At 72.0% G+C, this 25,140-nt stretch carries 9 protein-coding genes and 1 pseudogene; 9 read left to right on the top strand and 1 reads right to left on the bottom strand.

Annotated features, from left to right (window positions below; translation table 11 throughout):
* Positions 1 to 19 precede the first annotated feature (19 nt).
* Genes JYG37_RS10230 through JYG37_RS10250 form a run of 5 tightly spaced genes read left to right on the top strand, consistent with a single transcriptional unit; the run spans position 20 to position 5,781 of the window.
* Positions 20 to 1,027 carry a TauD/TfdA family dioxygenase gene (locus tag JYG37_RS10230; RefSeq protein WP_089467403.1) on the top strand — a complete coding sequence of 336 codons (1,008 nt, stop codon included), beginning with the start codon at positions 20 to 22 and terminating at the stop codon, positions 1,025 to 1,027.
* Positions 1,027 to 1,875, top strand: coding sequence for an ABC transporter ATP-binding protein (locus JYG37_RS10235; RefSeq protein ID WP_213346070.1), 849 nt, complete (start codon positions 1,027 to 1,029; stop codon positions 1,873 to 1,875). The genes JYG37_RS10230 and JYG37_RS10235 overlap by 1 nt, the downstream gene beginning before the upstream one ends.
* On the top strand, positions 1,872 to 3,962 hold the full coding sequence (fhuB, locus tag JYG37_RS10240) for a Fe(3+)-hydroxamate ABC transporter permease FhuB (protein ID WP_213346071.1): 2,091 nt from the start codon (positions 1,872 to 1,874) through the stop codon (positions 3,960 to 3,962). Before JYG37_RS10235 ends, fhuB begins: the two co-directional genes overlap by 4 nt.
* On the top strand, positions 3,959 to 4,759 hold the full coding sequence (gene fhuF, locus JYG37_RS10245; protein WP_213346072.1) for a siderophore-iron reductase FhuF: 801 nt from the start codon (positions 3,959 to 3,961) through the stop codon (positions 4,757 to 4,759). Before fhuB ends, fhuF begins: the two co-directional genes overlap by 4 nt.
* The gene (locus tag JYG37_RS10250; RefSeq protein ID WP_213346073.1) at positions 4,756 to 5,781 is read left to right on the top strand and encodes an ABC transporter substrate-binding protein; all 1,026 of its coding nucleotides are present in this window, start codon (positions 4,756 to 4,758) and stop codon (positions 5,779 to 5,781) included. Before fhuF ends, JYG37_RS10250 begins: the two co-directional genes overlap by 4 nt.
* Positions 5,782 to 5,954: 173 nt before the next feature.
* On the opposite strand, the gene JYG37_RS10255 is transcribed toward JYG37_RS10250, so the two are convergent.
* Entirely contained in the window at positions 5,955 to 7,700 is a 1,746-nt protein-coding gene (locus JYG37_RS10255) for a cyclic peptide export ABC transporter (protein ID WP_213346074.1), read from the bottom strand.
* A gap of 272 nt (positions 7,701 to 7,972) precedes the next feature.
* On the opposite strand from JYG37_RS10255, the gene JYG37_RS10260 reads away from it, so the two are divergent.
* From JYG37_RS10260 to JYG37_RS10275, 4 genes and pseudogenes are all read left to right on the top strand, one after another.
* On the top strand, positions 7,973 to 17,695 hold the full coding sequence (locus JYG37_RS10260; RefSeq protein WP_213346075.1) for a non-ribosomal peptide synthetase: 9,723 nt from the start codon (positions 7,973 to 7,975) through the stop codon (positions 17,693 to 17,695).
* Between the two features lie 9 nt (positions 17,696 to 17,704).
* Positions 17,705 to 22,693: a non-ribosomal peptide synthetase gene (locus JYG37_RS10265; RefSeq protein WP_213346076.1), complete on the top strand. Its 4,989-nt coding sequence runs from the start codon at positions 17,705 to 17,707 to the stop codon at positions 22,691 to 22,693.
* Positions 22,683 to 23,712 (top strand): annotated as a pseudogene (locus tag JYG37_RS35060) (GNAT family N-acetyltransferase). The gene JYG37_RS10265 and the pseudogene JYG37_RS35060 overlap by 11 nt, the downstream one beginning before the upstream one ends.
* A gap of 33 nt (positions 23,713 to 23,745) precedes the next feature.
* A complete protein-coding gene (locus JYG37_RS10275) occupies positions 23,746 to 25,122 on the top strand; it encodes a lysine N(6)-hydroxylase/L-ornithine N(5)-oxygenase family protein (protein WP_124556438.1) in 1,377 nt (458 codons plus the stop codon).
* Positions 25,123 to 25,140 lie beyond the last annotated feature (18 nt).

Below are 25,140 nucleotides of genomic sequence, written 5' to 3' on the forward strand. Positions count from 1 at the left end.
CACCTGAAGAGGACGTTGCATGACCCTGCTTTCGTTGCCGACGCTCGACGACCTGCGTATCGAGCCGGGACTGCCCACCGTCGTGTCGCCGCGCGGCAACGACGGGATGTCGATCGACGACGTCGCGCCGCTCGCGCGCGAGATCGCGGCCGACACGCTCGAACGGGCGGGCGGCGTGCTGTTCACGGGCTTTCGCGTGCCGTCGATCGACACGTTCCAGCAATTCGCGGCCTCGTTCGGCGATCCGCTGATCGGCTATGAATACGCGTCGACGCCGCGCAGCCAGGTCGAAGGCGCGGTCTACACGTCGACCGAATACCCGCCGCACCGCGCGATTCCGCTGCACAACGAGCAGTCGTACACACGCGAATGGCCGCTGCGGATCTGGTTCCACTGCGCGCTCGCCGCGCCGAAGGGCGGGGCGACGCCGATCGCGGACAGCCGCGCCGTTTACCGCGCGCTCGATCCGGCGCTCGTCGCGCGCTTCGAGAAGCGCGAGCTGCTGTACGTGCGCAATTTCGGGCAGGGTCTCGATCTGCCGTGGCAGCAGTCGTTCGGCACCGACGAGCCGGCCGAGGTCGAGCGGATGTGCGCGGCGCGCGGCATCGAGTGCGCGTGGCGCACCGACGACGACGGCGAACTGCTGCTGCGCACGCGCGAGCGTTGCCAGGCCGTCGCGCGCCATCCGCGCACGGGGGACCGCGTATGGTTCAACCAGGCGAACCTGTTTCACCTGTCGGCGCTCGACGACGACATGCAGGAAGCGCTCGTCGACGCGGTCGGGCTCGAGAACGTGCCGCGCAACGTGTATTACGGCGACGGCGAACCGCTCGAGGCCGACGCGCTCGCGCAGATCCGCGGCGTGCTCGACCAGCAGCGCATCGTGTTCCCGTGGCGCACCGGCGACGTGCTGATGCTCGACAACATGCTGACCGCGCATGCGCGCGACCCGTTCGAGGGGCCGCGCAAGGTCGTCGTCGCGATGGCGCAGAGTTACACGGTCCCGCGCGACCGAACGGAGGATTGATGACGCGTAGTACCGCCGCGCTTGCCGCGCGCGGGCTGTCGGTGGGATATCGCGACCATGTCGTGATCGACGGGCTGGACCTGTCGATCGCGGCCGGCCGCGTAACCGCGCTGTGCGGACCGAACGGCTGCGGCAAGAGCACGCTGCTGCGCACGCTCGCGGGCCTGCAGCCCGCGCGTGCCGGCCACGTTGAAGTCAACGGCAAGCCGCTCGCATCGTTTCGCCGTCGCGCGCTCGCGCGCGAGCTGACGATGCTCGCGCAGTTCAACCAGATTCCGTCGGGCCTCACGGTGCGCGAACTCGTCGCGTACGGGCGCTATGCGTACGGCGGCTTCCTGTGCGGCCTGTCGCGCGCCGATCATGCGGCGATCGACGAGGCGCTCGACACGAGCGGCCTTGCGAACGATGCGGAGCGCGACGTCGGCGCGCTGTCGGGCGGCGAACGCCAGCGCGCGTGGATCGCGATGGCGCTCGCGCAGCAGGCGCCGATCGTGCTGCTCGACGAACCGACGACGTATCTCGACATTCATCACCAGCTCGACATCCTCGATGCGCTGCGTGCGCTGAACCGCGCGCGCGGGCTGACGATCGTCTGGGTGTTGCACGACCTGAACCAGGCGGCCGCGTACAGCGACGAGATCGTGCTGATGCGCGCGGGCCGTCTCGTCGCGCAGGGCACGCCCGACGCGATGCTCGAGCCGGCGCGGCTGCGCGCGGCGTTCGGCGTCGAGATGCTGAAGCTCGCGCATCCGCAGACGGGCGCGCCGATGTGCGTGCCGGCCTACGGGCCGTCGACCGACGGCGCGCCGCAAGCGGCCGGCGTCTTCGACCGGGATCTCGCCGTATGACGACGTTCGCGATGCGCAAGCGCCTCGCGGCGACGGGCAAGAGCGCGGCGAAGGGCCGGGCCGGCGCGATCGCGTTCGGTCTCGTCGCGCTGATCGCGCTGCTCGCGGCGCTGCGGATCGCTCCCGATCTGCGCGTGTGGTGGGACGCGGCGCCCGGCAGCGATGCCGCGTCGCTCGCGCACGTATTCCTGTTCGACCTCAATCTGCCGCGCGTCGCGGCCGCGCTCGTCGCGGGCGGCTGCCTCGGCATCGCCGGTGCGCTGTTCCAGTCGCTCACGCGCAATCCGCTCGCGTCGCCCGACCTGCTCGGCGTGACGGGCGGCGCCCAGCTCGGCCTGCTCGCGGCGATGCTGGTGCCGGCGCTGGCGGGCGTCGCGTCGGTGCCGCTGCTGTTCGTGTGCGGGCTCGCGGCTGCCGCGTGCGCGATCGTCGCGGCGGGCGGCTGGCGCGCGACGCCGTTGCGGCTCGTACTCGCGGGCAGCGTGTGCATGCTGCTGTTCGCGGCGCTGTCGACGCTCGTGCTCGCGTTCTTCGAGCAAAACATCGCGGGCGCCGCGCTGTGGACCAACGGCAGCCTGTACCAGCCGGGCGCGGCGGGCCTCGCGCTCGCCGCGCGCTGGCTCGTCGTGCCGCTGGTCGCGCTGCCGTTCGTGATCCGGCCGCTGAATCCGCTCACGCTCGGCGACGATGCGGCGGCCGCGGCCGGCGTGCGCGTCGATGCGACGCGGCTTGCCGCGACGATCGTCGCGGTCGCGTTCACGAGCGTGGCGGTCAGCATCGCGGGCCCGCTGTCGTACGTCGGCCTCGTCGCGCCGAACCTGCTGCGCCAGGTGCGCGGCGCGCGCGCGGCGCGGCTCGGCGTGCTGGTGCCGCTGTCGGCGCTCGCCGGGGGCGCGCTCGTGCTCGTCACCGATAGCGCGGTGCTCGCATCGGGCCTCGACGCGACGCTGTCGACCGGCGTCGCGATCGCGCTGGTCGGCACGCCGCTGATGCTCGCGATGATCCGGCGCGGCGCCGCGTGGTCGGGCGTGCTGCACGCGGATGCCGAACGTGCGGCGGGCGGCGGCTCGACGCGGCGCGTCGGCTGGCTCGAACGGCTCGGCTGGCCGTTGCGCACCGTGCTGTTCGTCGTGGCGGGCCTGCTCGTGGTTTTTGTCGGCGTGTCGGCCGGCCCCGAATGGGTGTCGCCCGCGCGCTGGTCGGCCGCGCTGTCCGGTCACGATGCGCTCGCGCGGATGCTGATCGACCTGCGCCTGCCGCGCCTGCTGTGCGCGCTGCTCGCCGGCGCGTTGCTGGCGGTCAGCGGCGTCGCGATGCAGAGCGTCGTGCGCAATCCGCTCGCGGGCCCGGAAGTGCTCGGCGTCACGCAGGGCGCGGGGCTCGTCACGCTGTTCGCATTGTCGACGTGGCCGCTGATGGGCCACGTGACGCTGGCCGCCGCCGCGCTGATCGGCGGCGGGCTGTCGCTCGCGATCACGCTCGCGCTGAATCACCGGCATCGCTACGCGCCGCTCGCGGTCGCGCTGACCGGCATCGTGATCGGCGCGCTGTGGACCACGCTCGCGCAATGGCTGATCACGCAGGAAAGCGTGCAGCCCGCGCGCTTCGTCGTGTGGCTCGTCGGCGGTACCTATGGCCGGAGCTGGGGCGAGGTGTCGATGCTGCTGCCGTGGTGCGTGCTCGCGGTGCCCGTGTTTGCGTGGCTCGCGAAACCGCTCGACATGCTCGCGCTCGGCGACGACCAGGCAGCCGCGCTCGGCCTGCCGGTGGCCGCGCTGCGGCCGCTCGCGCTGACGATCGCGACGCTTGCCGCGTGCGCGGCCGTCGCGGCGGTCGGGCCGGTCGGCTTCATCGGGCTGATGGCGCCGCACGTCGCGACGATGCTCGGCGCACGCCGGCATCGTACGCGGCTGTGGCTCGCGGCCGCGTGCGGTGCGCTGATCCTTGGCGTTGCGGATCTCGCCGCGCGCACCGTCGTCGCGCCGCGCGAAGTGCCGGCCGGCGTGCTGACCGCGCTGATCGGCGCGCCGTACCTGCTCGGGCTGCTGATCCTCGAGGGGCGCCGCGCCCGGCGCGCAGGGCGATGACGCCATCGTTCGACGGCGCGCGCACCACGCGTTTCTCCGCGTTCGCGCCTGAACCGTTCGCCGAACACCTTGACGTCGTCTGGCTCGGCATGCCCGACGACGCGCCCGCGCCGGGCCGCATCATCGTGCCGGTCAGCGCGTTGCCTGCGCACCGCGACATCGTGCTCGACGCGATGGTCGGCCATTACGGCGGCGATCCGGCGCAGCATGCGCGCGCGCTGATGTCGCAATGGAGCAAATACTATTTCGGCCGCGCGGCGCCGGCCGGCGTCGTCGCCGCGCTGACGCTCGGCCGGCCGCTCGACATGACGCCCGAGCGCACGTTCGTCGCGCTCGACGACGGGATGCCGGCCGCACTGTATTTCGCGAGCGATGCGCTCGGCGCGCCGTGCGACGAACCTGAGCCGCGCTATGCGGGGCTCATCGCGCATCTCGGCGCGGTGATCGACCTGCTCGCCGCGATGGGCCGCGTCACGCCGCGCGTGCTGTGGAGCAACGCGGGCAATCTGCTCGACTATCTACTCGATACGTACCGTTCGCTGCCGTGCGCGGCGGATCCCGTCCGCGATGCGGACTGGCTGTTCGGCTCGACCTGCGTGCACGGCGAGCCGAATCCGCTGCGCATGCCCGTGCGCGATGCCGTGCCGCGCTCGCCGCTGCTGCCGACGCCGTTTCGCGCGCGCCGCGTGTGCTGCCTGCGCTACGAAATTCCTGGAGAAACGCAACTGTGTGGAAGCTGCCCCCTGCTACTGACGATGGACGACGCGGCGCTGGCCGAGCAGGACGCGATCCGGTGACGCACGCCGGCCGCCGGCATGTGCTTGGGACGCTCGCGGCGGCGCTCGGTGCCGCATGCTGCGGCGCGTTTTCCGCATCGGCCGCCGCAGCTTCCGTGGCCGGGAGCGCCGGCGGTACGCAAGGCGCCGTGTCGCTGGCCGGCAATCCCGTCGTGTCGCAGGCCAGCGCGAAGATGCCCGTGCGACCGCAGCGCGTGGTCGCGCTCGACTTCATGTTCGCGGAAAGCGTGATCGCGCTCGACCTCGTGCCGGTCGGGATGGCCGATACCGCGTTCTATCCGGGTTGGCTCGGTTATCGGAGCGAGCAGCTCGCGCACGTGACCGACATCGGCTCGCGGCAGGAGCCGGGGCTCGAGGCGATCGCGGCGGTCAAGCCGGACCTGATCATCGGCGTCGGGTTCCGGCATGCACCGATCTTCGACGCGCTCGACCGGATCGCGCCGACGATCCTGTTCCAGTTCAGCCCGAACGTGTCCGAAGGCGGCGTGCCCGTCACGCAGCTCGACTGGATGCGGCAGATCTTCCGGACGATCGGCGCGGTGACGGGGCGCGACGCGCGCGCGCAGGCGGTCGAAGCGCAACTCGACGCCGGCATCGCGCGCAATGCGGCGCGGCTCGCGGCCGCGGGCCGCCACGGCGAGCGCGTCGCGCTGCTGCAGGATCTCGGCTTGCCCGATCGTTACTGGGCCTATACCGGCAACAGCACGTCGGCCGGCCTCGCGCGGGCGCTCGGGCTCGATCCGTGGCCGAAGAAGCCGACGCGGGAAGGCACGCTGTACGTGACGTCGGCCGACCTGCTGCGGCAGCGCGACCTGGCCGTGCTGTTCGTGACCGCGTCGGGGATGGACGTGCCGTTGTCGACGAAACTCGATTCGCCGGTGTGGCGTTTCGTGCCCGCGCTGCGCGAGCATCGGATCGCGCTGATCGAACGCAACATCTGGGGGTTCGGCGGCCCGATGTCGGCGCTGAAGCTGGCCGACGTGATGACCGATACGGTGCTGAAGCTGCCGGCCGTGCGTTGAGCGTGCGGACGAGGCCGCGTGGACGGGCAGGGCGTGGCGACCGACTTGACGACGCGGGGCTTCCGCCTGTCCTTTCGCTACACGTCAGCCACATTCCCCGCTGAAACGACCATCGCCGACACACTGCCCATGCAGCATGTCGGCGATTTTTTCGATCGACTGTCGGTGTCGTGTTACGCGCTCAGCGCATCGATGCCATCCTGCGCGCGCAGGCGCGCCGGCTGCGTGTCGCTGACGATGCGCCCGTTGTCGAGCTTCAGCAGACGGTCGGCGAGATCGAAGTAGCGGTCGTCGTGCGTGATCACGATCACGGCCTTGCCGCGCGCGCGCAGCTCGGGCAGCAGTTGTTCGTAGAACACGGCCTTGAACGACGGATCCTGGTCGGCCGCCCATTCGTCGAACAGGTAGAACGGGCGATCTTCCAGGTACGCGACGACGAGCGCGAGCCGCTTGCGCTGCCCGGTCGACAACGCGCGCGTCGAGAATGCGCCGTCGACCACCTTCACCTTGTGGTCGAGCGCGAGTTTCGCGACGAGCGCGTTCGCCCGCGCATCGGCCTGCGCACGCGACGGATCGTCGGGGTCGACGATGCCGAGCAGCGCATCGAACAGATGGAAATCGTTGAACACCGCGCTGAAGCGCTGCCGGTAGGCCGCGCGTTCGCGCCAGCCGATCGTGCGGCCGTCGACCTCGATCGTGCCTTCCTCGGGCTCGTACAACCCCGTCAACACCTTCGCGAGCGTCGTCTTGCCGCTGCCGTTGCCGCCGACGATGAACACGAGTTCGCCCGGCTTGATCGTCAGGTCGATCGGCCCGATGCTGAACATCCGTTCGTCGCGCTCGTGGAAATACGCATGCGTGACGCCGCGCAGCGTGACCGCGCCGGCCGGCGGCACGTCGGGCGCATCGGCCGCGGGCGGCACCGTGCGCAGCGCGCCGAACTCGGCCATCACGCCTTCGATCCGCGTGAGCGACACGCGCGCCGCGTTGACGGTCGGCAGGTTGTTCAGCAGGCCGTCGAGCGGCACGAGCATGAACAGGAACACGACGACGTAGCCGGCGGCCGCGGCCGGATCGGCATGCACGCCGAGCTGCGGCCAGAACGACGCGATGCCGAGGAACACGTAGAACAGGAAGATGATCCAGCCGACGCCGACCGCATACGCGCTGAACGCGCGGCGTCGATGGTCGCGCACTTCGCCGATCGCGGCGCCGAGTTGGCCGTCGACGAACTGGCGGGCGCGCGCGTCGTGCAGCTTCAGCTCCTTCGCGCCGGAGAACAGCGAGCCGAGATAGCCGAACAGGCGGTCCTGCGCCTGGCCGGCCGCTTCGAGCGCCGCGATCGCGCGGCGGTCGCCGGTGTGATAGCCGAGCGAGCCGGCGACGATCGCGGCCAGCGCCAGCACGCACACGGGCCAGGACAGCCACGCGAGATAGCCGAGGCAGCCGAACACGATCGAGCCGTGCATGACCAGGTTCGGCAGCGCGAAGAACAGCATCGACACGTTGGTCGCGTCGTCGGTCAGCACCGACTGCACGGGCGCCGCGCCGATCCGCTCGATGTCGCGCAGTTCGGCCGCGCCGACGCGCCGCGCCAGATGCACGCGCAGCCGCGCCATCGTGTCCTGCGACAGGCGGGCGAACAGCGTGCCCGACACGATCCGCGTGACGAGCGCGATTACCGCGCACAGCGCGAAGCGCCACGCGAGCGCGGCGTCGGCGGCGCCCGGTTGCGACAGCGCGCGGTTCAGCGTTGCGACGAGCAGCACGCTCGCGACGCCGTTCAGCACGCACGCGGTGAGCGCCAGCGTGAGCGACACGCGGCTTTCGCGCAGCAGCGCAAGGATCAGGCGCGCCGCGGGGCGGCCGGGGGAAGCGTCGAGGGACGGCGGGGAAGAAGGCTCGTGGGCGGCTGTCATCGGCAACGTCGGTAAAGGGAAGGCAGGCAATAACGCGAAAAACGGCAAATCTGACGCGAAAGCGGCGGGCGGGGCGCGCCCCGTTCCGGCTTTCCTTCCTGATAGACGAACGGGCCGCGCAAATATTTAGCGACATCGCCAAAAAAAGCGGTCGCACGCATTTTGCGCACAAAGCGGTAAAAAATCGGCCGCGTCGTTCGTCACACCAGTGAAGCCGCCCCAAGCGGCCCCGAGACTTGGCCGAAGCGGCCGGACCGAAGGATTTCACGCACATGACGAGTTTCCCGACTGCGCTGCATCACCGAATCCGCGAACTGGCGCGCATCGCGCCCGACGCGCCCGCCATCGCGGTGCCTTTCCAGAACGACCTGCGCCTGTCGCGCGGTGCGCTCGACGCACGTGCGTCGCAACTCGCCCGGCAACTGCGCGCGGCCGGCGTCGGCGCCGAAGTGCGGGTCGGCGTGTGCGTCGAGCGGTCGGGCGACCTGTTCGTCGCGCTGCTGGCCGTGCTGAAGGCCGGCGGCGTGTTCGTGCCGCTCGATCCGCGCCATCCGGCCGCGCGCCTCGACTGGATCGTGCAGGACGCGCAACTGCGGCACGGCATCGTCGACGCCGCCGGCCGCGCGGCGCTCGGCACGCCGTTCGAACACGCGTTCGACGCAGCGGTGGAAGCATCGGGCGTCGCGCAGGATCACGTGTTCGATGACGACATCGTGACCGTGCATCCGCGTTCGGCCGCTTACATGATCTATACGTCGGGCTCGACCGGCACGCCGAAGGCGGTGGTCGTCGAGCACGGGCCGCTCGCCGCGCATTGCGACGCGCTCGCGGCCGCGCTGCCGATCGAGGGCGGCGACCGTCTGCTGCATTTCGCGTCGGTCAACTTCGACGCCGCGCACGAATGCTGGCTCGCGCCGCTCGCGGTCGGCGCCGGCATCGTCGTGGCGCCGCCGCAGCCGTTCGCGCCGGTGGACGCGCATGCGCTGATGGTGCGCGAAGCCGTGAACGTCGCCGCGTTTCCGCCCGCGTACCTGCGTGAATTCGCAGCCGTCGCCGCGCGCGACGGCGTGCCGCCGGCCTTGCGCGTGCTCGCGTTCGGCGGCGAAGCGCTGCCGCAGCAGGCGTTCGAATTCGTGCGCCGCACGTTCCCGGCGGTGCGCCTGATCAACGGTTACGGGCCGACCGAAGCCGTGATCTCGCCGATGCTGTGGCCGGTCGAGCCGGGCGAGACGCCGGTGCTGGCCGCGGACGACGCGTATGCGTCGCTGCCGATCGGCCGCGTGATCGGCCCGCGGGTCGCGTGCATCGACGGCGCCGACGCCGATGGGGTGGGCGAACTGCTGCTCGGTGGCGTGTGCGTCGCACGCGGTTATCACGGTCGCCCGGCGCTCACGGCCGAGCGTTTCATTCCCGATGCGGACGGTGAACCCGGCGCGCGCGTCTATCGCACCGGCGACCTGGCACGCCTGCGCGACGACGGCGCATACGATTATTTGGGCCGCCTCGACGATCAGGTCCAGGTGCGCGGCGTGCGCGTAGAGCCGGCGGAAATCGCCGCGTGCCTGCGCTCGCACCCGGCCGTGACCGACGCGGCCGTGATGGCCGACACCGCCAACGGGCCGACGCGGCTGATCGCGTGCGTCGCGCTGCGCGCGGCGGCCGACGATGCCGCATTGAAGGCGCATGTGGCCGCGCAATTGCCGGCCGCGTGGCAGCCGCACGGGTTCGTGCGTTGCGATGCGTTGCCGTACACGCTGAACGGCAAGCTCGACCGTGCCGCGCTGCGCGAGCGGATTGCCGCCCAGCGGATTGCCGCCCAGCGGATTGCCGCCCAGCGGATTGCCGCCCAGCGGATTGCCGCCGCGCGCGACACGACGCAAGCCGCGGGCGATGCGCCGCGCACACCGACCGAACAACAGATCGCGGGCCTCTGGCAGACGCTGCTGGGCCTCGACGCCACGCCGTCGCGCGACGATCGTTTCTTCGCGCTGGGCGCCGATTCGCTCGCCGCGATGCAGTTGCAGGCCGCGATCCGTGCCGCCATGCGCGTGAACCTGCGGCTCGACACGCTGTTCGCCGATCCGGCGCTCGCCGAACTGGCCGAAATCGTCGACCGCGCGGAACGCGAGACCGGCGAACCGCTGGCCGCGATTGCCGCGCGCCGCGCGCCGGCCGATGCGGCCGCGTCGGGTGCGACGTACGTCGATCGTGCGGCATCGCTCGCCCAGCAACGCTTCTGGGTGCTCGCGCAAACGCGCGACGCAAGCGCGGCGTATCACATCGCCGCGCACTGGACGATCGACGGCGTGCTCGACCGCGACGCGCTGCAGCGCGCGCTCGATCACGTGATCGGCCGACATGAAGCGTGGCGCACGACACTCGTGGACAACGACGACGGCGTCGTGATGCAGCGGATTCACGCGCATCTGCCGGTGTCGATCGCGTCGGTCGACCTGCGCGAGCAGCCGCCGGCTGCCCGCGACGCGCAAGCCGCGCGTCTTGCCGAGCGCGACGCGGCCGAACCGTTCGACCTCGCGCGCGGCCCGCTGCTGCGCGCGACGCTGGTCGTGCTCGCGGACGACCGTCACCGCCTGCTGCTGACCGCGCATCACGCGATCACCGATGGCTGGAGTTCGCGGTGCGCGTTCGACGAACTGTCGGCTGCGTACTGCGCGTATGCCGAAGGCCGCGAACCGTCGCTGCCCGGATTGCCGATCCAGTACGCGGACTACGCGGACTGGCAGCGCGACATGCTGGCCGGCGGCGAGGGCGAGCGCCAGCTCGACTACTGGCGCGGCGCGTTGTGCGACGTGCCGGGCCCGCTCGCGCTGCCGGTCGACCGCCAGCCGGGCGCCGCACGCACGCTGCACGGCGCGCGCGTATCGGTGCGCCTGCCCGATGCGGTCGCGGCCGACGTGCGGCAACTCGCGCGCGACGCGCAGGCGACCGTCTTCACGGTGCTGCTGGCTGCGCTCGACGCATGGCTGTCGCGACTGACCGGCGAAACCGACGTCGTCGTCGCGGTGCCGGTCGCGCATCGTCAGCGCCCCGAAACGCGTGCGTTGCTGGGTCTTTTCCTGAATACGGTCGCGCTGCGCGTCCGCGTGGCGCCGACGCTGCCGTTCCGTGCGCTCGTCGATGCGGCGCGTACCGCGGCGCTCGACGCGGTCGCGCACCAGGACGTGCCGTTCGAGCGCGTCGTCGACGCGGTGAAGCCGCCCGTCAAGCGCGGCGACGAATGGCTGCGCGTGAAGTTCGCGCAGCAGTTCGACGCACGGCACGACAGCGTGCTGCCGGGCGCCACGGCGGTCGCGACGCCGGGGCCCGATCTCGCCGCGCGCTTCGATTTCGCGCTGGATTTCACCGACGACGCGAACGGGATCGAACTGGTCGCGGCCTATGCGACCGACTGCATCGATGCCGATACCGCGCGTGCGTGGCTCGACAGCTATGCGGCGCTCGTCGCGTCCGCCGCGCATGAACCGCACGCGACGACGGCCGCGCTGCCGTGCGATGCATCGGTGGCGTCGCGCCAGCCGCGCGACGGCCGTGCGCTGCGCATCGAACATGCCGACATCGTCGCCGCGTTCGCGCGGCAGGCGGCTGCCTATCCGCATCGCGTCGCACTTTCTGACGCATCGACCTCGCTGACGTTCGCCGAACTCGACGACGCATCGAACCGCATCGCGCGGGCGCTGACGCAACGCGGCGTCGCCGCCGAAGCGGCGGTCGTCGTCTGCATCGAGCGTTCGGCACGGTTCGTCGTCGGCCTGCTCGGCGCGCTGAAAGCCGGCGCGCTGGCCGTGCTGCTCGACCCGGCGCAACCGTCCGCGCGCCTCGCCGCGGCGGCCGCCGACTGCGGCGCGCGCTGGGCGCTCGTCGCGGACCCGGCCGCGTGGCCGGCCGGCACCGACACGCAGCCGCTCGACGTCGACGCGCTCGCGCAGGACGCGACGCTCGCCCATGCGGCCGGCATGCGCGTCGCGCCGCACCCGGAACAGGGCGCGTACCTGATCTACACGTCGGGCTCGACCGGCACGCCGAAGGGCGTCGTCGTGTCGCACGGCGCGCTGGCCGACTACGTGCAGGGGATGCTCGACGAACTCGCGTTCGCGCCCGACGCGTCGTTCGCGATGGTGTCGACCGTCGCCGCGGACCTCGGCCACACGACGCTGTTCGGCGCGTTGTGCGCGGGCCGTACGCTGCACCTGCTGCCGGCCGCGTGCGCGTTCGATCCGGACCTGTTCGCCGACGAAATGCGCCGCCGCGACGTGGGCGTGCTGAAGATCGTGCCGAGCCACCTGCAGGCGCTGCTCGACGCGCGCGTGCCGGCCGACGTGCTGCCGCGCCACGCGCTCGTGACGGGCGGCGAAACGCTCACGTGGGCGCTCGTCGCACGGCTGGCCGCGCTCGCGCCGGCCTGCCGCGTGATCAACCATTACGGGCCGACCGAAGCGACGGTCGGCGCGATCGCGTGCGACACGGCGTCGATTGCCGCCGACGCGCGCGATCCGGCGAGCGGCGTGCCGCTCGGCCTGCCGCTGCCGAATGCGCGCGCGCTGGTGCTCGACGCGTTCGGCGCGTGCGTGCCGGCCGGCGCGACCGGCGAGCTGTATCTGGGCGGGCCGGGCGTCGCGCGCGGCTACCTCGGCCGGCCCGCGCAAACGGCGGAGCGCTTCGTGCCCGATCCTTTCACGCCGGGCGCGCGGCTGTATCGGACGGGCGACCGCGTGCGGTTGCGCACGGACGGCCGTCTGGCATTCCTCGGCCGCATCGACGATCAGGTGAAGATTCGCGGCTACCGCGTCGAGCCGGGCGAGGTGAGTGCGGCCGTGCGCGCGGCCGGCCCGATCGCGCAGGCCGAGACGCTCGCGATCGAGCACGATGGCCGCCTGCGGCTCGCGACGTTCGTCGTGATGCGCGACGGCGCGGCGTTCGACGAAGCCGCGGTGCGCGCCGCGCTGGCCGCGACGCTGCCCGACTACATGGTGCCCGCGCAGTTTGTCTCGCTCGCGCGTCTGCCGGTGACCGCGAACGGCAAGATCGATCGCGCGGCATTGCGCGAACTGGCCGCCGTGCCGGTTGCGGTTGCGTCCGGCGATGCACCGCAAGGCGCGGTCGAAACGGTGCTTGCCGATGTCTGGCAGGCCGTGCTGAAGGCGCCGAAGGTCGGCCGCGACGACAACTTCTTCGAACTGGGCGGCGACTCGATCCTCGTGCTGCAGGTGATCGCCCGGGCGCGCAAGCGCGGTGTCCGCTTCACGCCGAAGCAGCTGTTCGACGGGCCGACCGTCGCCGAACTCGCGCGCGTCGCGAAAACGGATGACACGGCCGTCACCGCGCAGCACCCTGCGGTTGCGCCTGCAACGGCCACGCCGGCTGCCAAGCCGATCCTGACGCCCGCACAACAGCGCTTCTTCGCGCTCGATATCCCGCATCGCGGCCACTGGAACCAGTCGGTGTCGTTCGACGTGCGCGGCGCGTTCGACGCGGACGCATTCGCGCGCGCATTCGACGCGTTGCTCACACATCACGACGCATTCCGCCAGCGCTTCGCATGCGCCGCCGACGGCACGTGGCACGCGAGCGATGCGGCGAAGCCGTACGACGCGCTGCCGTTCGTCGAAGTCGCCGCACGCGACGAAGCCGATGCACTGGCGCGCTTCGACGCGCTGCAACGCCGTCTCGATCTCGGCAACGGGCCGCTCGCCTGCGCATGCGCGGCACGGCTGCCGGACGGTTCGACGCGGCTCTATCTCGCGATTCACCATGCGATCGTCGACGGCGTGTCGTGGCGCATCCTGCTCGACGATCTCGACACCGCCTACCGCGCGGCATGCGAGCGCACGCCGGTCCGCCTGTCGCAGCCGGGCCTGCGCGCGGACGCCTGGGCCGCACGGCTCGCCCGCGCGGCAACGGAACCGGTGTCGCCGTTCGCAGCGGAAGCCGCCTACTGGGCCGGCACGGCGCAGGGCGACGACATCGCGCCCGATCACCCCGACGCAGCGGCGACGAACGCCGATGCGGCCGTCGTCGTGCAGACGATCGACGCGACATTGACCCGCGCCGCACTGACCGACGCGCACGCGGCCTATCGCACGCAGACGATCGAGCTGCTCGGCGCGGCGCTCGCACTCGCGCTGGCCGGCGCGCGCGGTGCCGCATCGTGCCGGGTCGAACTCGAGGGGCACGGCCGCGAAGCGCTGTTCGACGACGCGGATGCCAGCCGCACGATCGGCTGGCTGACGAGCCATTACCCGGTGACGCTGCCGGTCGCAGCCACGGCCCGCGACACGCTGTGCGCGGTCAAGGACACGCTGCGCGCGGTGCCGCACAAGGGGCTCGGCTTCGGCGTGCTCGCGCACTACGGCGATGCGGCCACGCGTGCGGCGCTGGCCGCCGTGCCGCGTCCGCGCGTCACGTTCAACTATCTCGGCCAGTTCGACGCGCCGCGCGACGCGACGCTCGTCCCGCGCTTCGGCGGCACCGGCGTCGAGCGCGATCCTCGAGGCCCGCTCGGCAATACGCTCGCGATCCATGCGTACCTCGACACGGACGGCGACGGCGCGCGCACGCTGAAGGTGCACTGGGTCTACGGTGCGCCGCAATTCGAACGCGCGACGATCGACGCATTCGCCGAACGCTTCGCGACCGCGCTGCGCGAACTCGTCGATGCATGCGTGTCGCGCGTCGCGCATCGCGGCGCCGGCGCGACGCCGGGCGATTTCCCGCTCGCGCAGGCCGCCGGCCTCACGCAGGCCGCGATCGAACGCGCGCCGCTCGACTGGCGCGCGATCGACGACGTGTATCCGCTGTCGCCGATGCAGCAGGGCATCCTGTTCCATGCGCTGTTCGCGCCCGGCCACGCGAGCTACGTGAACCAGCTCGTCGCGACCGCGACCGCGCTGGACGCCGACCGGCTCGCGGCCGCATTCGACGCGTCCGTCGCGCGTCACGACATCCTGCGCACGAGCGTGATGCCGGACGAAGCCGCGCCGCTGCAATGCGTGCATCGGCACGCACGCATGCCGGTCGAGCAACTCGACTGGCGCACGCGCGGCGACACGCTCGACGCCGATTTCGACGCATGGCTCGCGGCCGACCGCACGCGCGGCTTCGACTGGCGCGCGCCGCCGCTGATGCGGCTCACGCTGATCCGCGTGACGGACGATGCGTGGCGGGTCGTCTGGACGCGCCACCACGTGCTGCTCGACGGCTGGAGCACCGCGGGCCTGCTCGCCGACGTGCTGCGCGACTACCGCGACCCGGACGCCGTGTCGCCGTTCGCGAGCCGCCCGGCGCTGCGCTATCGCGATTTCATCGCATGGCTCGGCACGCGCGACCGCGACGCCGACGAGCGCTTCTGGACCGACCGCCTGGCGCGGCTCGATGCACCGACGCTGATCGCGGAGCGCACGGCCGATCGCGCGGATGCCGAGATGGTCACGTGGCGCGCGACGCTCGACGCCGACACGACGGCGCGCGTCGCGCAAACCGCCCGCGCGCTGAAGCTGACCGTCAACACGCTGGTGCAGGGCGCATGGGCGCTCGCGCTGCAGCGGATGACGCACCAGCCGGCCGTCGCGTTCGGCGCGACCGTCGCCGGCCGCCCCGATGCGCTTGCGGACGTCGACTCGGTGCTCGGCCTCTTCATCAACACGCTGCCGGTCATCACCGCGCCGGCGCCGCAGCAACGTGCGGCCGACTGGCTGCAAGCGCTGCAACGCGAGAACGCGGCGGCCGCCGAACACGCGCACACGCCGCTCGCCGACATCCAGCGTTGGGCGCGCGGGTCGGGCGGCGCACTGTTCGACACGCTGGTCGTGTTCGAGAACTATCCGGTGGACGAGTCGGTGCGTGACGCCGATCCGCGCGCGCTGGCGTTGAGCGGCATACGCAGCATCGAAGCGACCGATTTCGCGCTGACGCTCGTAATCGAAAGCGGCGCCGAACTGACGATCGACTACGGCTACGACACCGCACGCGTCGACGCGCGTCAGGTCGAGACCTGGCATCGCGCGTTTGCCTGCGCGCTCGATGCGCTGGCCCGTACGCCGGACGCGCTGCTGGGCACGCTGTCGATCGCCGACGATGCGACCCGCGATACGCTCGTGCATGCGCAGCACACCGCACATGTCTGGCCGTCCGAACAGCGGCAGCCGCTGCACCTGCAATTCGCCGACGCGGCAAGGGCGACACCCGACGCGACCGCGCTCGAATACGCGGACGCTCACGGCCGCGTGCAGCGCGCGACCTATCGCGAACTCGACGCCGCGACGTCGCGCATCGCCGCCGCACTGCGCCGGCGCGGCGTGCAGCCCGACACACCCGTCGCGCTGTGCGTCGAGCGCTCGTTCGACATGGTGATGGCGCTCGTCGGCGTGCTGAAGGCCGGCGCCGCGTACCTGCCGGTCGATCCCGACTATCCGGCCGAGCGCATTGCGTACCTGCTGCGCGACGCGCGGCCGGCCGTCGCGATCACGCAGGCGCATCTGCGCGAGCAGGTCGAGGCCGCGCTGGGCGAGGGCGCCGATACGCAATTGCTGACGGTCGCGGACTTGCTGGCCGACGAAGCGCGCGAAATCGACCACGAAGCCGCCGCGATCGACGACGCGCAGCTCGCGTACTTGATCTACACGTCCGGCTCGACCGGCAAGCCGAAGGGCGCCGGCAACACGCACGGCGCGCTCGCGAACCGAATCGCGTGGATGCAGCACGCGTACCGGCTGACGCGCGACGACGTCGTGCTGCACAAGACCCCGTTCGGCTTCGACGTGTCGGTGTGGGAATTCGTGTGGCCGCTCGCGATCGGCGCGAAGCTCGCGATCGCCGCGCCGGGCGATCACCGCGACCCGGCGCGCCTGGCCGCCGCGATCCACGCGCACGGCGTGACGGTGCTGCATTTCGTGCCGTCGATGCTGGCCGCGTTCGCCGCGCATCTCGACGATTTCTCGGCCGCCGCGCAATGCGACAGCGTGCGCCTGATCGTCGCGAGCGGGGAGGCGCTGGCGCCCGAGCTCGTCGCGAAGATGGCGCGCCTGTTGCCGAACGCGACGCTCGTGAACCTGTACGGGCCGACCGAGGCCGCGATCGACGTATCGCACTGGACCTGCGGCCCCGACGACGCGCAGGCGGTCGCGGTGCCGATCGGCCATCCGATCGCGAACCTGCAACTGCACGTGCTCGATGCCGCGTGGCAGCCGGTGCCGGCCGGCGCGACCGGCGAACTGTATCTCGCGGGCGCGGGCCTTGCACGCGGCTATCTCGGCCGTCCGGCGCTGACTGCCGAGCGGTTCGTGCCCGATCCGTTCGTGCCAGGCGCCCGCATGTACCGCACCGGCGACCTCGCACGCCGGCGCGCGGACGGCGCGCTCGACTACCTCGGCCGCGTCGACACGCAGGTGAAGCTGCGCGGCCAGCGGATCGAGCCGGGCGAGATCGAGGCGCTGCTGCGCGCGGCGCCGGGCGTCAACGATGCGGTCGTGGTCGTGCGCGACGCGCAACTGATCGGCTATGTCGCGCGCGGCGACGCGGGCCCGCTCGACCGTGCGGCGCTGCTCGGTGCGTTGCGCGCGCAACTGCCGGCGTACATGGTGCCGTCGCAGTTGATCGAGCTCGATGCATTGCCGGTCACGCCGAACGGCAAATGCGACCGCCATGCGCTGCCCGCGCCGGTGCGCGAAGCGACCGAAGCCGTCGAACTCGCGACCGATACCGAGCGCGCGCTCGCCGACATCTGGCAGCGCGTGCTGCATGTGGACGCGATCGGCCGCGACGGCGATTTCTTCCTGCTCGGCGGCCACTCGCTGCTCGCGACGCAGGCCCACGCGCAGGCGAACCTGCACTGGGGGCTCGCGCTGCCGCTGCGCACGCTGTTCGACACGCGCACGCTGGCGCGCTGCGCGGAAGCGATCGACGTGGCCTGCGCGGCACGCGGCGCGACCGATGCGGCGAGCGCGATCGACGCGCTGCTCGGCGAACTGGAAACCCAATAAGGACGACGGATGACGAAGGTTCAACCCGACTGGCTCGCGCTCGCGACGCGTTTCGCGCAACTGCCCGACGCGCAGCGTGCGGTCTTCATCGACAAGCTCGGCGCGGCCGGCATCGACTTCCGCGTGCTGCCGATCCCGCCGCGCACGCCGCGCAGCGATCGCGTGCCGGCATCGTTCGCGCAGACGCGGCTGTGGCTGCACGCGCGGCTGATCGATGCGCCGGACGCGTATCACATCACCGAGCGCCTCGCGCTGACGGGGCCGCTCGACGTGCACGCGCTGCGTCTTGCATGCGACGCGTTGATTGCGCGCCATGAGGCGCTGCGCACGACCTTCGACGAAGCGCAGGACGGCGTCGCGCAGACGATCCACGCACCGCTGCGCTGCCCGTGGCGCGAAACCGATCTCGAAGCGTTGCCGGACGCGCAGCGCGCGGCACGCGCGGAAGCCGTCGCGACGGCCGACGAAGCCGAGCCGTTCGATCTCGGCACGGCGCCGCTCGTGCGCGCGCATCTGGTGCGCTTCGACGCGACGCATCACTGGCTCGCGCTGACCGTCCATCACATCGTGTCGGACGGCTGGTCGTCGGGCGTGATGCTGTTCGAGCTTGCGGCGTTCTATCGCGCGTATGCGTCGGGCGAACCGGTGACGCTCGCGCCGCTGCCGATTCAGTACGCCGACTACGCGCTGTGGCAGCGCCGCTGGCTCGATGCCGGCGAGCGCGACCGTCAGCTCGCGTTCTGGCGCGAACGGCTCGATCCGCAGCGCGGCGTGCTGACGCTGCCCGGCGCGACCGCACGGCCGGCCCGTCGCAGTGCGCGCGGCGCGCGCCATGTGTTTTCGCTCGACGCGCGCGTCGCTGCGCGGTTGCGCGCGTTCGCGGCCGCGTCCGGCGCGACGCCGTTCGCGGTGCTGCTCGCCGCGCTCGATGCGTTGCTGGCGCGCGCGACCGGCGACGCGCGGATCTGCGTCGGCGTGCCGGCCGCGAACCGCGAGCGCGCGGAAGTCGCCGGCTTGATCGGCTTCTTCGTCAATACGCTCGCGATCGACGTCGACGTGCCCGCGCACGGCGATTTCTCGTCGCTGATCGCGCGTACGCAGCGTGCGCTCGTCGATGCGCAGATGCACCAGGACGTGCCGTTCGAGCAGGTGGTCGACGCGCTCGGCGTGCCGCGCAGCGCGAGCCACCATCCGCTGTTCCAGGTGATGGCCGCGTATGGCGAACGCCGCGCGCTGCCGCCGCTCGGCGCGGCGTCGGCCGCGCTGCTGCCGTCGGGCACGCCGTCCGCGAAATTCGACCTGACGCTGTCCGTCGAAGCGACGCCGGACGGCACGTTCGACGCCGCCTTCATCTACGCGCTCGACCTGTTCGACGCGGATGCGATCGCACGGCTGGCCGCGCGCTTCGTCACGCTGCTGACCGATGCGCTCGCGCGCCCCGATCTGCCGATCGGCGATCTCGACTGGCTGCCCGCCGACGAACGCGCGCAGCTCTTCGCGTGGAACGCGCCGGCCGGCGCGACCGCCGCCGAGCCGTTCGTACCGGTGCATGCACGCATCGCCGCCCATGCGCACGCGCGGCCCGACGCACGCGGTGTCGCCGATATCGATCGCGCGTTGACGCGCGGCGAGGTCGATGCCCGTGCCGCACGTTTGGCGCGCCATCTGGTGGCGGCCGGCGTGCGGCCCGAGATGCGCGTCGGCGTCGCGCTGCAGCGCTCGGTCGACCTGCTCGTCGCGCTGATCGCGGTGCTGAAGTCGGGCGCCGCGTTCGTGCCGCTCGATCCGGCTCATCCGCGCGAACGGCTCGCGCAGATCGTCGGCGATGCGGCCATTGCGCACGTGCTGACCGACGCCGCGAGCGCCGCGTCGCTGCCCGACTTGCCTGAATTGCGCATCTGGCGCGCGGACGAAATCGCCGCGCTCGACGAAGCCGCGCACGTCGCGCTGCCGGACGTGCTGCCCGGTCATGCGGCGTATGCGATCTACACGTCGGGCTCGACCGGCAAGCCGAAGGGCGTGATCGTCGACCACGCGTCGTTCGCGCTGCATTGCGCGGCGATCGCCGAGCGCTACGGTGCGGGCGAGCACGACGTGTTCCTGCTGTTCCAGTCGGTCAATTTCGACGGCGCGCACGAAGGCTGGTTTTCGCAATACATGTCGGGCGCCGCCGTGTCGGTGACGGCCGACGTGCTGTGGCCGCCCGCGCAGACCTGCGCGATGATGATCCGCGACGGCGTGACGATGACCTACGTGCCGCCCGGCTGCGCGGCCCAGCTCGCCGAATGGGCGCTCGTGCACGGCGCGCCGCCGACGCTGCGTTCGCTGACCGTCGGCGGCGAGGCGACGTCGCGCGAGGCGTTCGCGATGCTGCGCCGCGCGCTGCCGAACGTGCGCGTGGTCAACGGCTACGGCCCGACCGAAACGGTCATCACGCCGACGCTGTGGATGTTCCGTCCCGGCGACGATCTCGCGAAGCTCGGCGACGCCGCGTATCTGCCGATCGGTACGCTGGTCGGCGCGCGCACCGCGCACGTGCTCGATGCGCGGCTGCATCCGCTGCCGGTCGGCGTGATCGGCGAACTGTATCTGGGCGGCGAGGGCATCGGCGTCGCACGCGGCTACCTCGACCGGCCGGCGCTGACGGCCGAGCGTTTCGTGCCCGATCCGTATGGTGCGCCGGGCGCGCGGCTGTACCGGACCGGCGACCTCGTGCGGCGCCGCGCGGACGGCGTGTTCGATTTCATCGGCCGCGTCGATCATCAGGTGAAGCTGCGCGGCCTGCGCATCGAACTCGGCGAAATCGAAGCGCAGCTCGCCGCGCACGACGCGGTGCGCGAAGCCTGCGCGGTCGTGCACGGACAGGGCGCGCTCGCGCAACTCGTCGCGTATGTCGAGTTGACCGCCGAAGCGCAGGCGGCCGCGCAGCCGGTCGAAGCCGCGACGCTCGATGCGCACCTGCGCCGCACGCTGCCCGACTACATGGTGCCCGCGCAACTGATCGTGCTCGACGCGCTGCCGCGCAACGCGAACAGCAAGGTCGACCGCGCGCGGTTGCCGGCGCCGGTGCGGGTCGAACGTGCGTACGAGGCACCGCACGACGGCGACGAAGCCGCGCTCGCGGCGATCTGGTGCGACGTGCTGAACCTCGAACGCGTGGGCCGCGGCGATCACTTCTTCGACCTCGGCGGCCATTCGCTTGCAGCCGTGCGCGTCGCGACGCGCGTGGCCGAGCGGCTCGGCCGCGACGTGCCGGTGCGTGCGTTGTTCGAGGCGCCCGTGCTCGCGCCATACGCGCGGCAGGTGGCCGATGCGCCGCGCGCCGCGCATACCGGCGCCACGGCGCCGGGCGTCGCCATGGCCAAACCGGACGCGCACGGCGTGTGGCCGCTGTCGCCCGCGCAGCTCGGCCTGTGGTTCCTGTGGCGCGCGCAGCCGGACAGCGCCGCATACAACATTCCGGTCGCGCTGCGCGTGCGCGGCCCGCTCGATGTCGATGCGCTGCGCGCCGCGTTCGCGGATGCCGCCGCCGGGCATCCGGCGCTGCGCGCGCGGCTCGTCGTCCGCGACGGCGCGCTGCCGGGCCAGCGGATCGACGCAGACGTTGCCGTCGATCTGCCGGTGATCGACCTGTCGGCGCAAGCCGATGCGCTGGCTCGCGCGACCGCGCTGACCGACGCGGATGCGCTCGCCCCGTTCGACCTCGCGACCGACGCGCCGCTGTGGCGCGCCCGCGTGTTGCGGCTCGGTGCGGACGATCACGTGCTGTCGGTGACGATCCACCACATCGTGTCGGATGGCGAATCGATCGAGCTGTGGCTCGACGCGGTGCGCGCCCGCTATGTCGCCCGCGTGCAGCGCAGCGCCGTGCCGGCCGGTGAAGCCGTCGAACCGGCCGCGCCACCGCTCGTGCTGCCCGCGCCGTGCCATCCGGCGCGCGTCGCGTACTGGTGCGATGCGCTCGCCGATCTGCCGTCGCGCATATTGCCGCAGCGCACCGATGCGCCGGCCGTGCCGCAATGGCGCGCGGCCCGCATCGCATTCGAATTCGATGCGCCACTGATTCGCGCCGCGCGCGACGCCGCGTCGGCCTCGCACGCGACGCTGCCGATGCTGCTGCACGCGGCGCTCAACACCGCGCTGTTCCGCGCGACGGGCGCGGCCGACCAGCCGGTCGGCGTGCTCGCGTCGACGCGCGAACTCACGGGCGACGCGGCCCGCGCCGCGCTGGGCCTGTTCATCAACTCGGTCGTCGTGCGCACGCGGATCGCCCCGTCCGCGCGCCGTGCGGACGTGCTCGCGCAAGTGCGCGACACGGCGCTTGCCGCCTATGCGCATGCCGACGTGCCGTTCGCCGACGTCGTGGCCGCGCTGCGTGCGCCGCGCGCCGCGCAGGCCAATCCGCTGTTCCAGGTGATGTTCAACTACCTGCGCCCGACCGGCGCCGCCGCACGCGACTGGGCCGGTCTGTCGCTGGCCGGATTCGACGACGTGCGCCATCGCGTCGTGTTCACGCTGGAGCTGGACGTCGTCGAGCATCCGGATGGCCGCGTGAGCGCCGCGTTCTCGTATGCGGACGAACTGCTCGCGCGCGATTTCGTCGAGACGCTCGTCGATCTGTATCACGACGAAGTCGCGCGGTTCGCCGGCGCGTCGGAGGCGGCGCTCGGCGCACCTGATAAGCACGCAGCCGCACACGCTGCGTCCGGCGCACGCGCCGGCGCCGCGACCCAGCCCCATGCAATGTCGTCCCATGCGGCCGCCGCGCTCGCCGCGCTGTGGTCGGACACGTTCGCGACGGCCGCACCCGAGGCCGATGCAGACCTGTTCGAAGCCGGCGCGACGTCGTTCGACGTCGTGCGCTTCGTCGACGTGGCCGGTCGTGCCGGTCATGCGCTGACGGTCGCCGACGTGTTCGCGGCGCCGACGCTCGCGGCGCTCGGCGCGCGGCTCGATGCGCAAGCGGAAACGGGACAGGAGGCGCGCCATGCTGGCTGAAGTGCGCCCGGACGGATTCACGATGCTCGATACCTACCGCCTCGCGTTCGCGGACGGCCTGTTCGCCGCGCGCGACGGCGCGGAGATCCGCGTCGCGCAGGGCGACGGTATCGGCGCGCAGTTGCTGCGCGCGCAGCTCGGCGACGACGGCGCGCTGCGCCTCGTCGCCTATAACCATCGCGCGGCGCCGGCCGATCAGCGGCGGGCGCTGCTGGCCGCACTCGCCGCGGCGTTCTCGGACAGCGCGCGCCACGCGGCGATTCGGCTCGACCCGGCCGCATGGCCGGCGGTCGCGCTCGACGCGCTGCGCGCGAGCGGCGTGCTGGCCGACGGCGGCCGCTGCCTGCGCGACGGCTGGGCGCAGCAGGCCGACCTGGCGCGTCGGCGCGGCGCTGCCGTGCGCGACGCTGCCGACGATCACCGACGGCCGGCGTCATCCGCGCCGTCCGCCCGCACCGCGCGGCGACGTCTATGCGCGCGACCTGCCGGCGCTCGGCGTGCGCTTCACGCTGCGCGGCTGGCAGCCGGCGGAAGACACCGAGCGGCTCGCGCGCTGGTTCGACGAGCCGCGTGTGCGCGACGGCTGGCCCGGCGCACAGCCCGCGCCACGCGGCGCGGAAGGCGCGCAGGAAACCGATCCGCACGTGACGCGGCTGGTCGGCTGTTTCGACGACGAGCCGTTCGCGTATTTCGAAGCGTTCTGGCTGAAGGAGGACGCGCTCGCGCCGCACGTCGCGGCGCGCGACTACGACCGCGGGCTGCGGATGCTGGTCGGCGAGCCGCGCTGGCGCGGTGCGCACCGCGTGGCCGGCTGGCTGCCGTCCGTCGTGCATTACCTGTTTCTCGACGACCTGCGTACCGAAGCGGTCGGCTGTGCCGTTCCGGCCGGCCACACGCGGGTTGCCGACCATCTCGCGCGGCATGGCTTCGCGCGGCAGCGCCGTCTCGCGCTGGCCGACGCGCAGCCGCTGTGGATGCGCACGCTGCGCGAGACGTTCTTCTCCGGCCGTCACGTCTGACGGGCCGGATTCACCGATAAAGGGAGCTGAGACATGCAGAGAGAAACCGTATTCGACCTGATCGGCGTCGGCTTCGGGCCGTCGAATCTGGCGCTGGCCGTGCGCCTCGCGGAGCGCGGCGGCGCGCACACGCTCGCCCATTGCTTCATCGAGCGCCAGCCGGAGTTCGGCTGGCATCGCGGGATGCTGCTCGACGACTGCCGGATGCAGATCTCGTTTCTGAAGGATCTCGTGACGATGCGCGATCCGAAAAGCCGCTACACGTTCATCAACTACCTGTTCGAACGCGGCCGGCTGAACGAATTCATCAACCTGAAGAACTTCTATCCGACCCGTGTCGAATTCCACGACTACCTGAGCTGGGTGGCCGACGCGTTCGACGATCGCGTCCATTACAGCGAGACCGTGCTCGGGATCGAACCCGTGCGCGGCGACGGCGCGAAGATCGACGCGCTGCGCGTGCTGTCGCGCGACGCGGCCGGCCACGAGCGCCAGCGCGTCACGCGCGCGCTGTCGGTGGGCGTCGGCGGCACGCCGGCGATTCCCGATGCGTTCGCCGCGCTCGGCCGCGACCGCGTGATCCATTCGTCGACGTATCTGGCCGACATCGACCGGCTCGTCGCGTCGCCCGACGGCGAGCGCCGCCGCGTCGCGGTGATCGGCGCGGGGCAAAGCGCGGCCGAGGTGTTCATCGACCTCGCGCGCCGCTTCCCGCACGTCGACGCGAGCCTCGTGATGCGCGCGGGCGCGCTGAAGCCGGCCGACGACAGCCCGTTCGTCAACGAAATCTTCAGCCCCGAATTCACCGACGTCGTCTATGCGCAGCCGCACGACGCGCGCCGCGCGCTGCTCGAGCGCTATCGCGACACGAACTACGCGGTGGTCGACCGGCCGCTGATCGAGCAGATCTACGAAATGCTCTATCTGCAGCGCATCGACGGCACGCCGCGTCATGCGCTGCTCGCGAACAGCGCGATCGAGGCCGCGGTGCGCACCGCCGACGGCCGCATCGAGCTGACGCTGCGCGACCGGATGAGCGGCGCCACGCGCGTCGAGCGTTTCGACGCACTCGTGCTCGCGACCGGCTACCGCCGCGACACGCATTCGGCGCTGCTCGAAGGGCTCGCACCGCACCTGGGCGATGCGCTCACGCGCGGCGACGTCACGCGCGACTACCTGCTCGCGACGCCCGAGCACTTCGCGCCGCGCATCTACCTGCAAGGCTGCTGCGAAGACAGCCACGGCCTGTCCGACACGCTGCTGTCGGTACTGGCGCGCCGCGCCGACGAGATCTGCGCGTCGCTCGAGGACGGGATCGCACCCGCGCACGACGAAGGCGCGGCGCGGGCCACGCACGAAAAACGACCGAACAACGGGGTGAGCGCGGGCCGGATGGCTTTCGCTCTTTGACAAAGGCGCGGTCGGAGA

Origin of the sequence: Burkholderia sp. LAS2 (assembly GCF_018417615.1) — a bacterium.
Classification (GTDB): domain Bacteria; phylum Pseudomonadota; class Gammaproteobacteria; order Burkholderiales; family Burkholderiaceae; genus Burkholderia; species Burkholderia sola.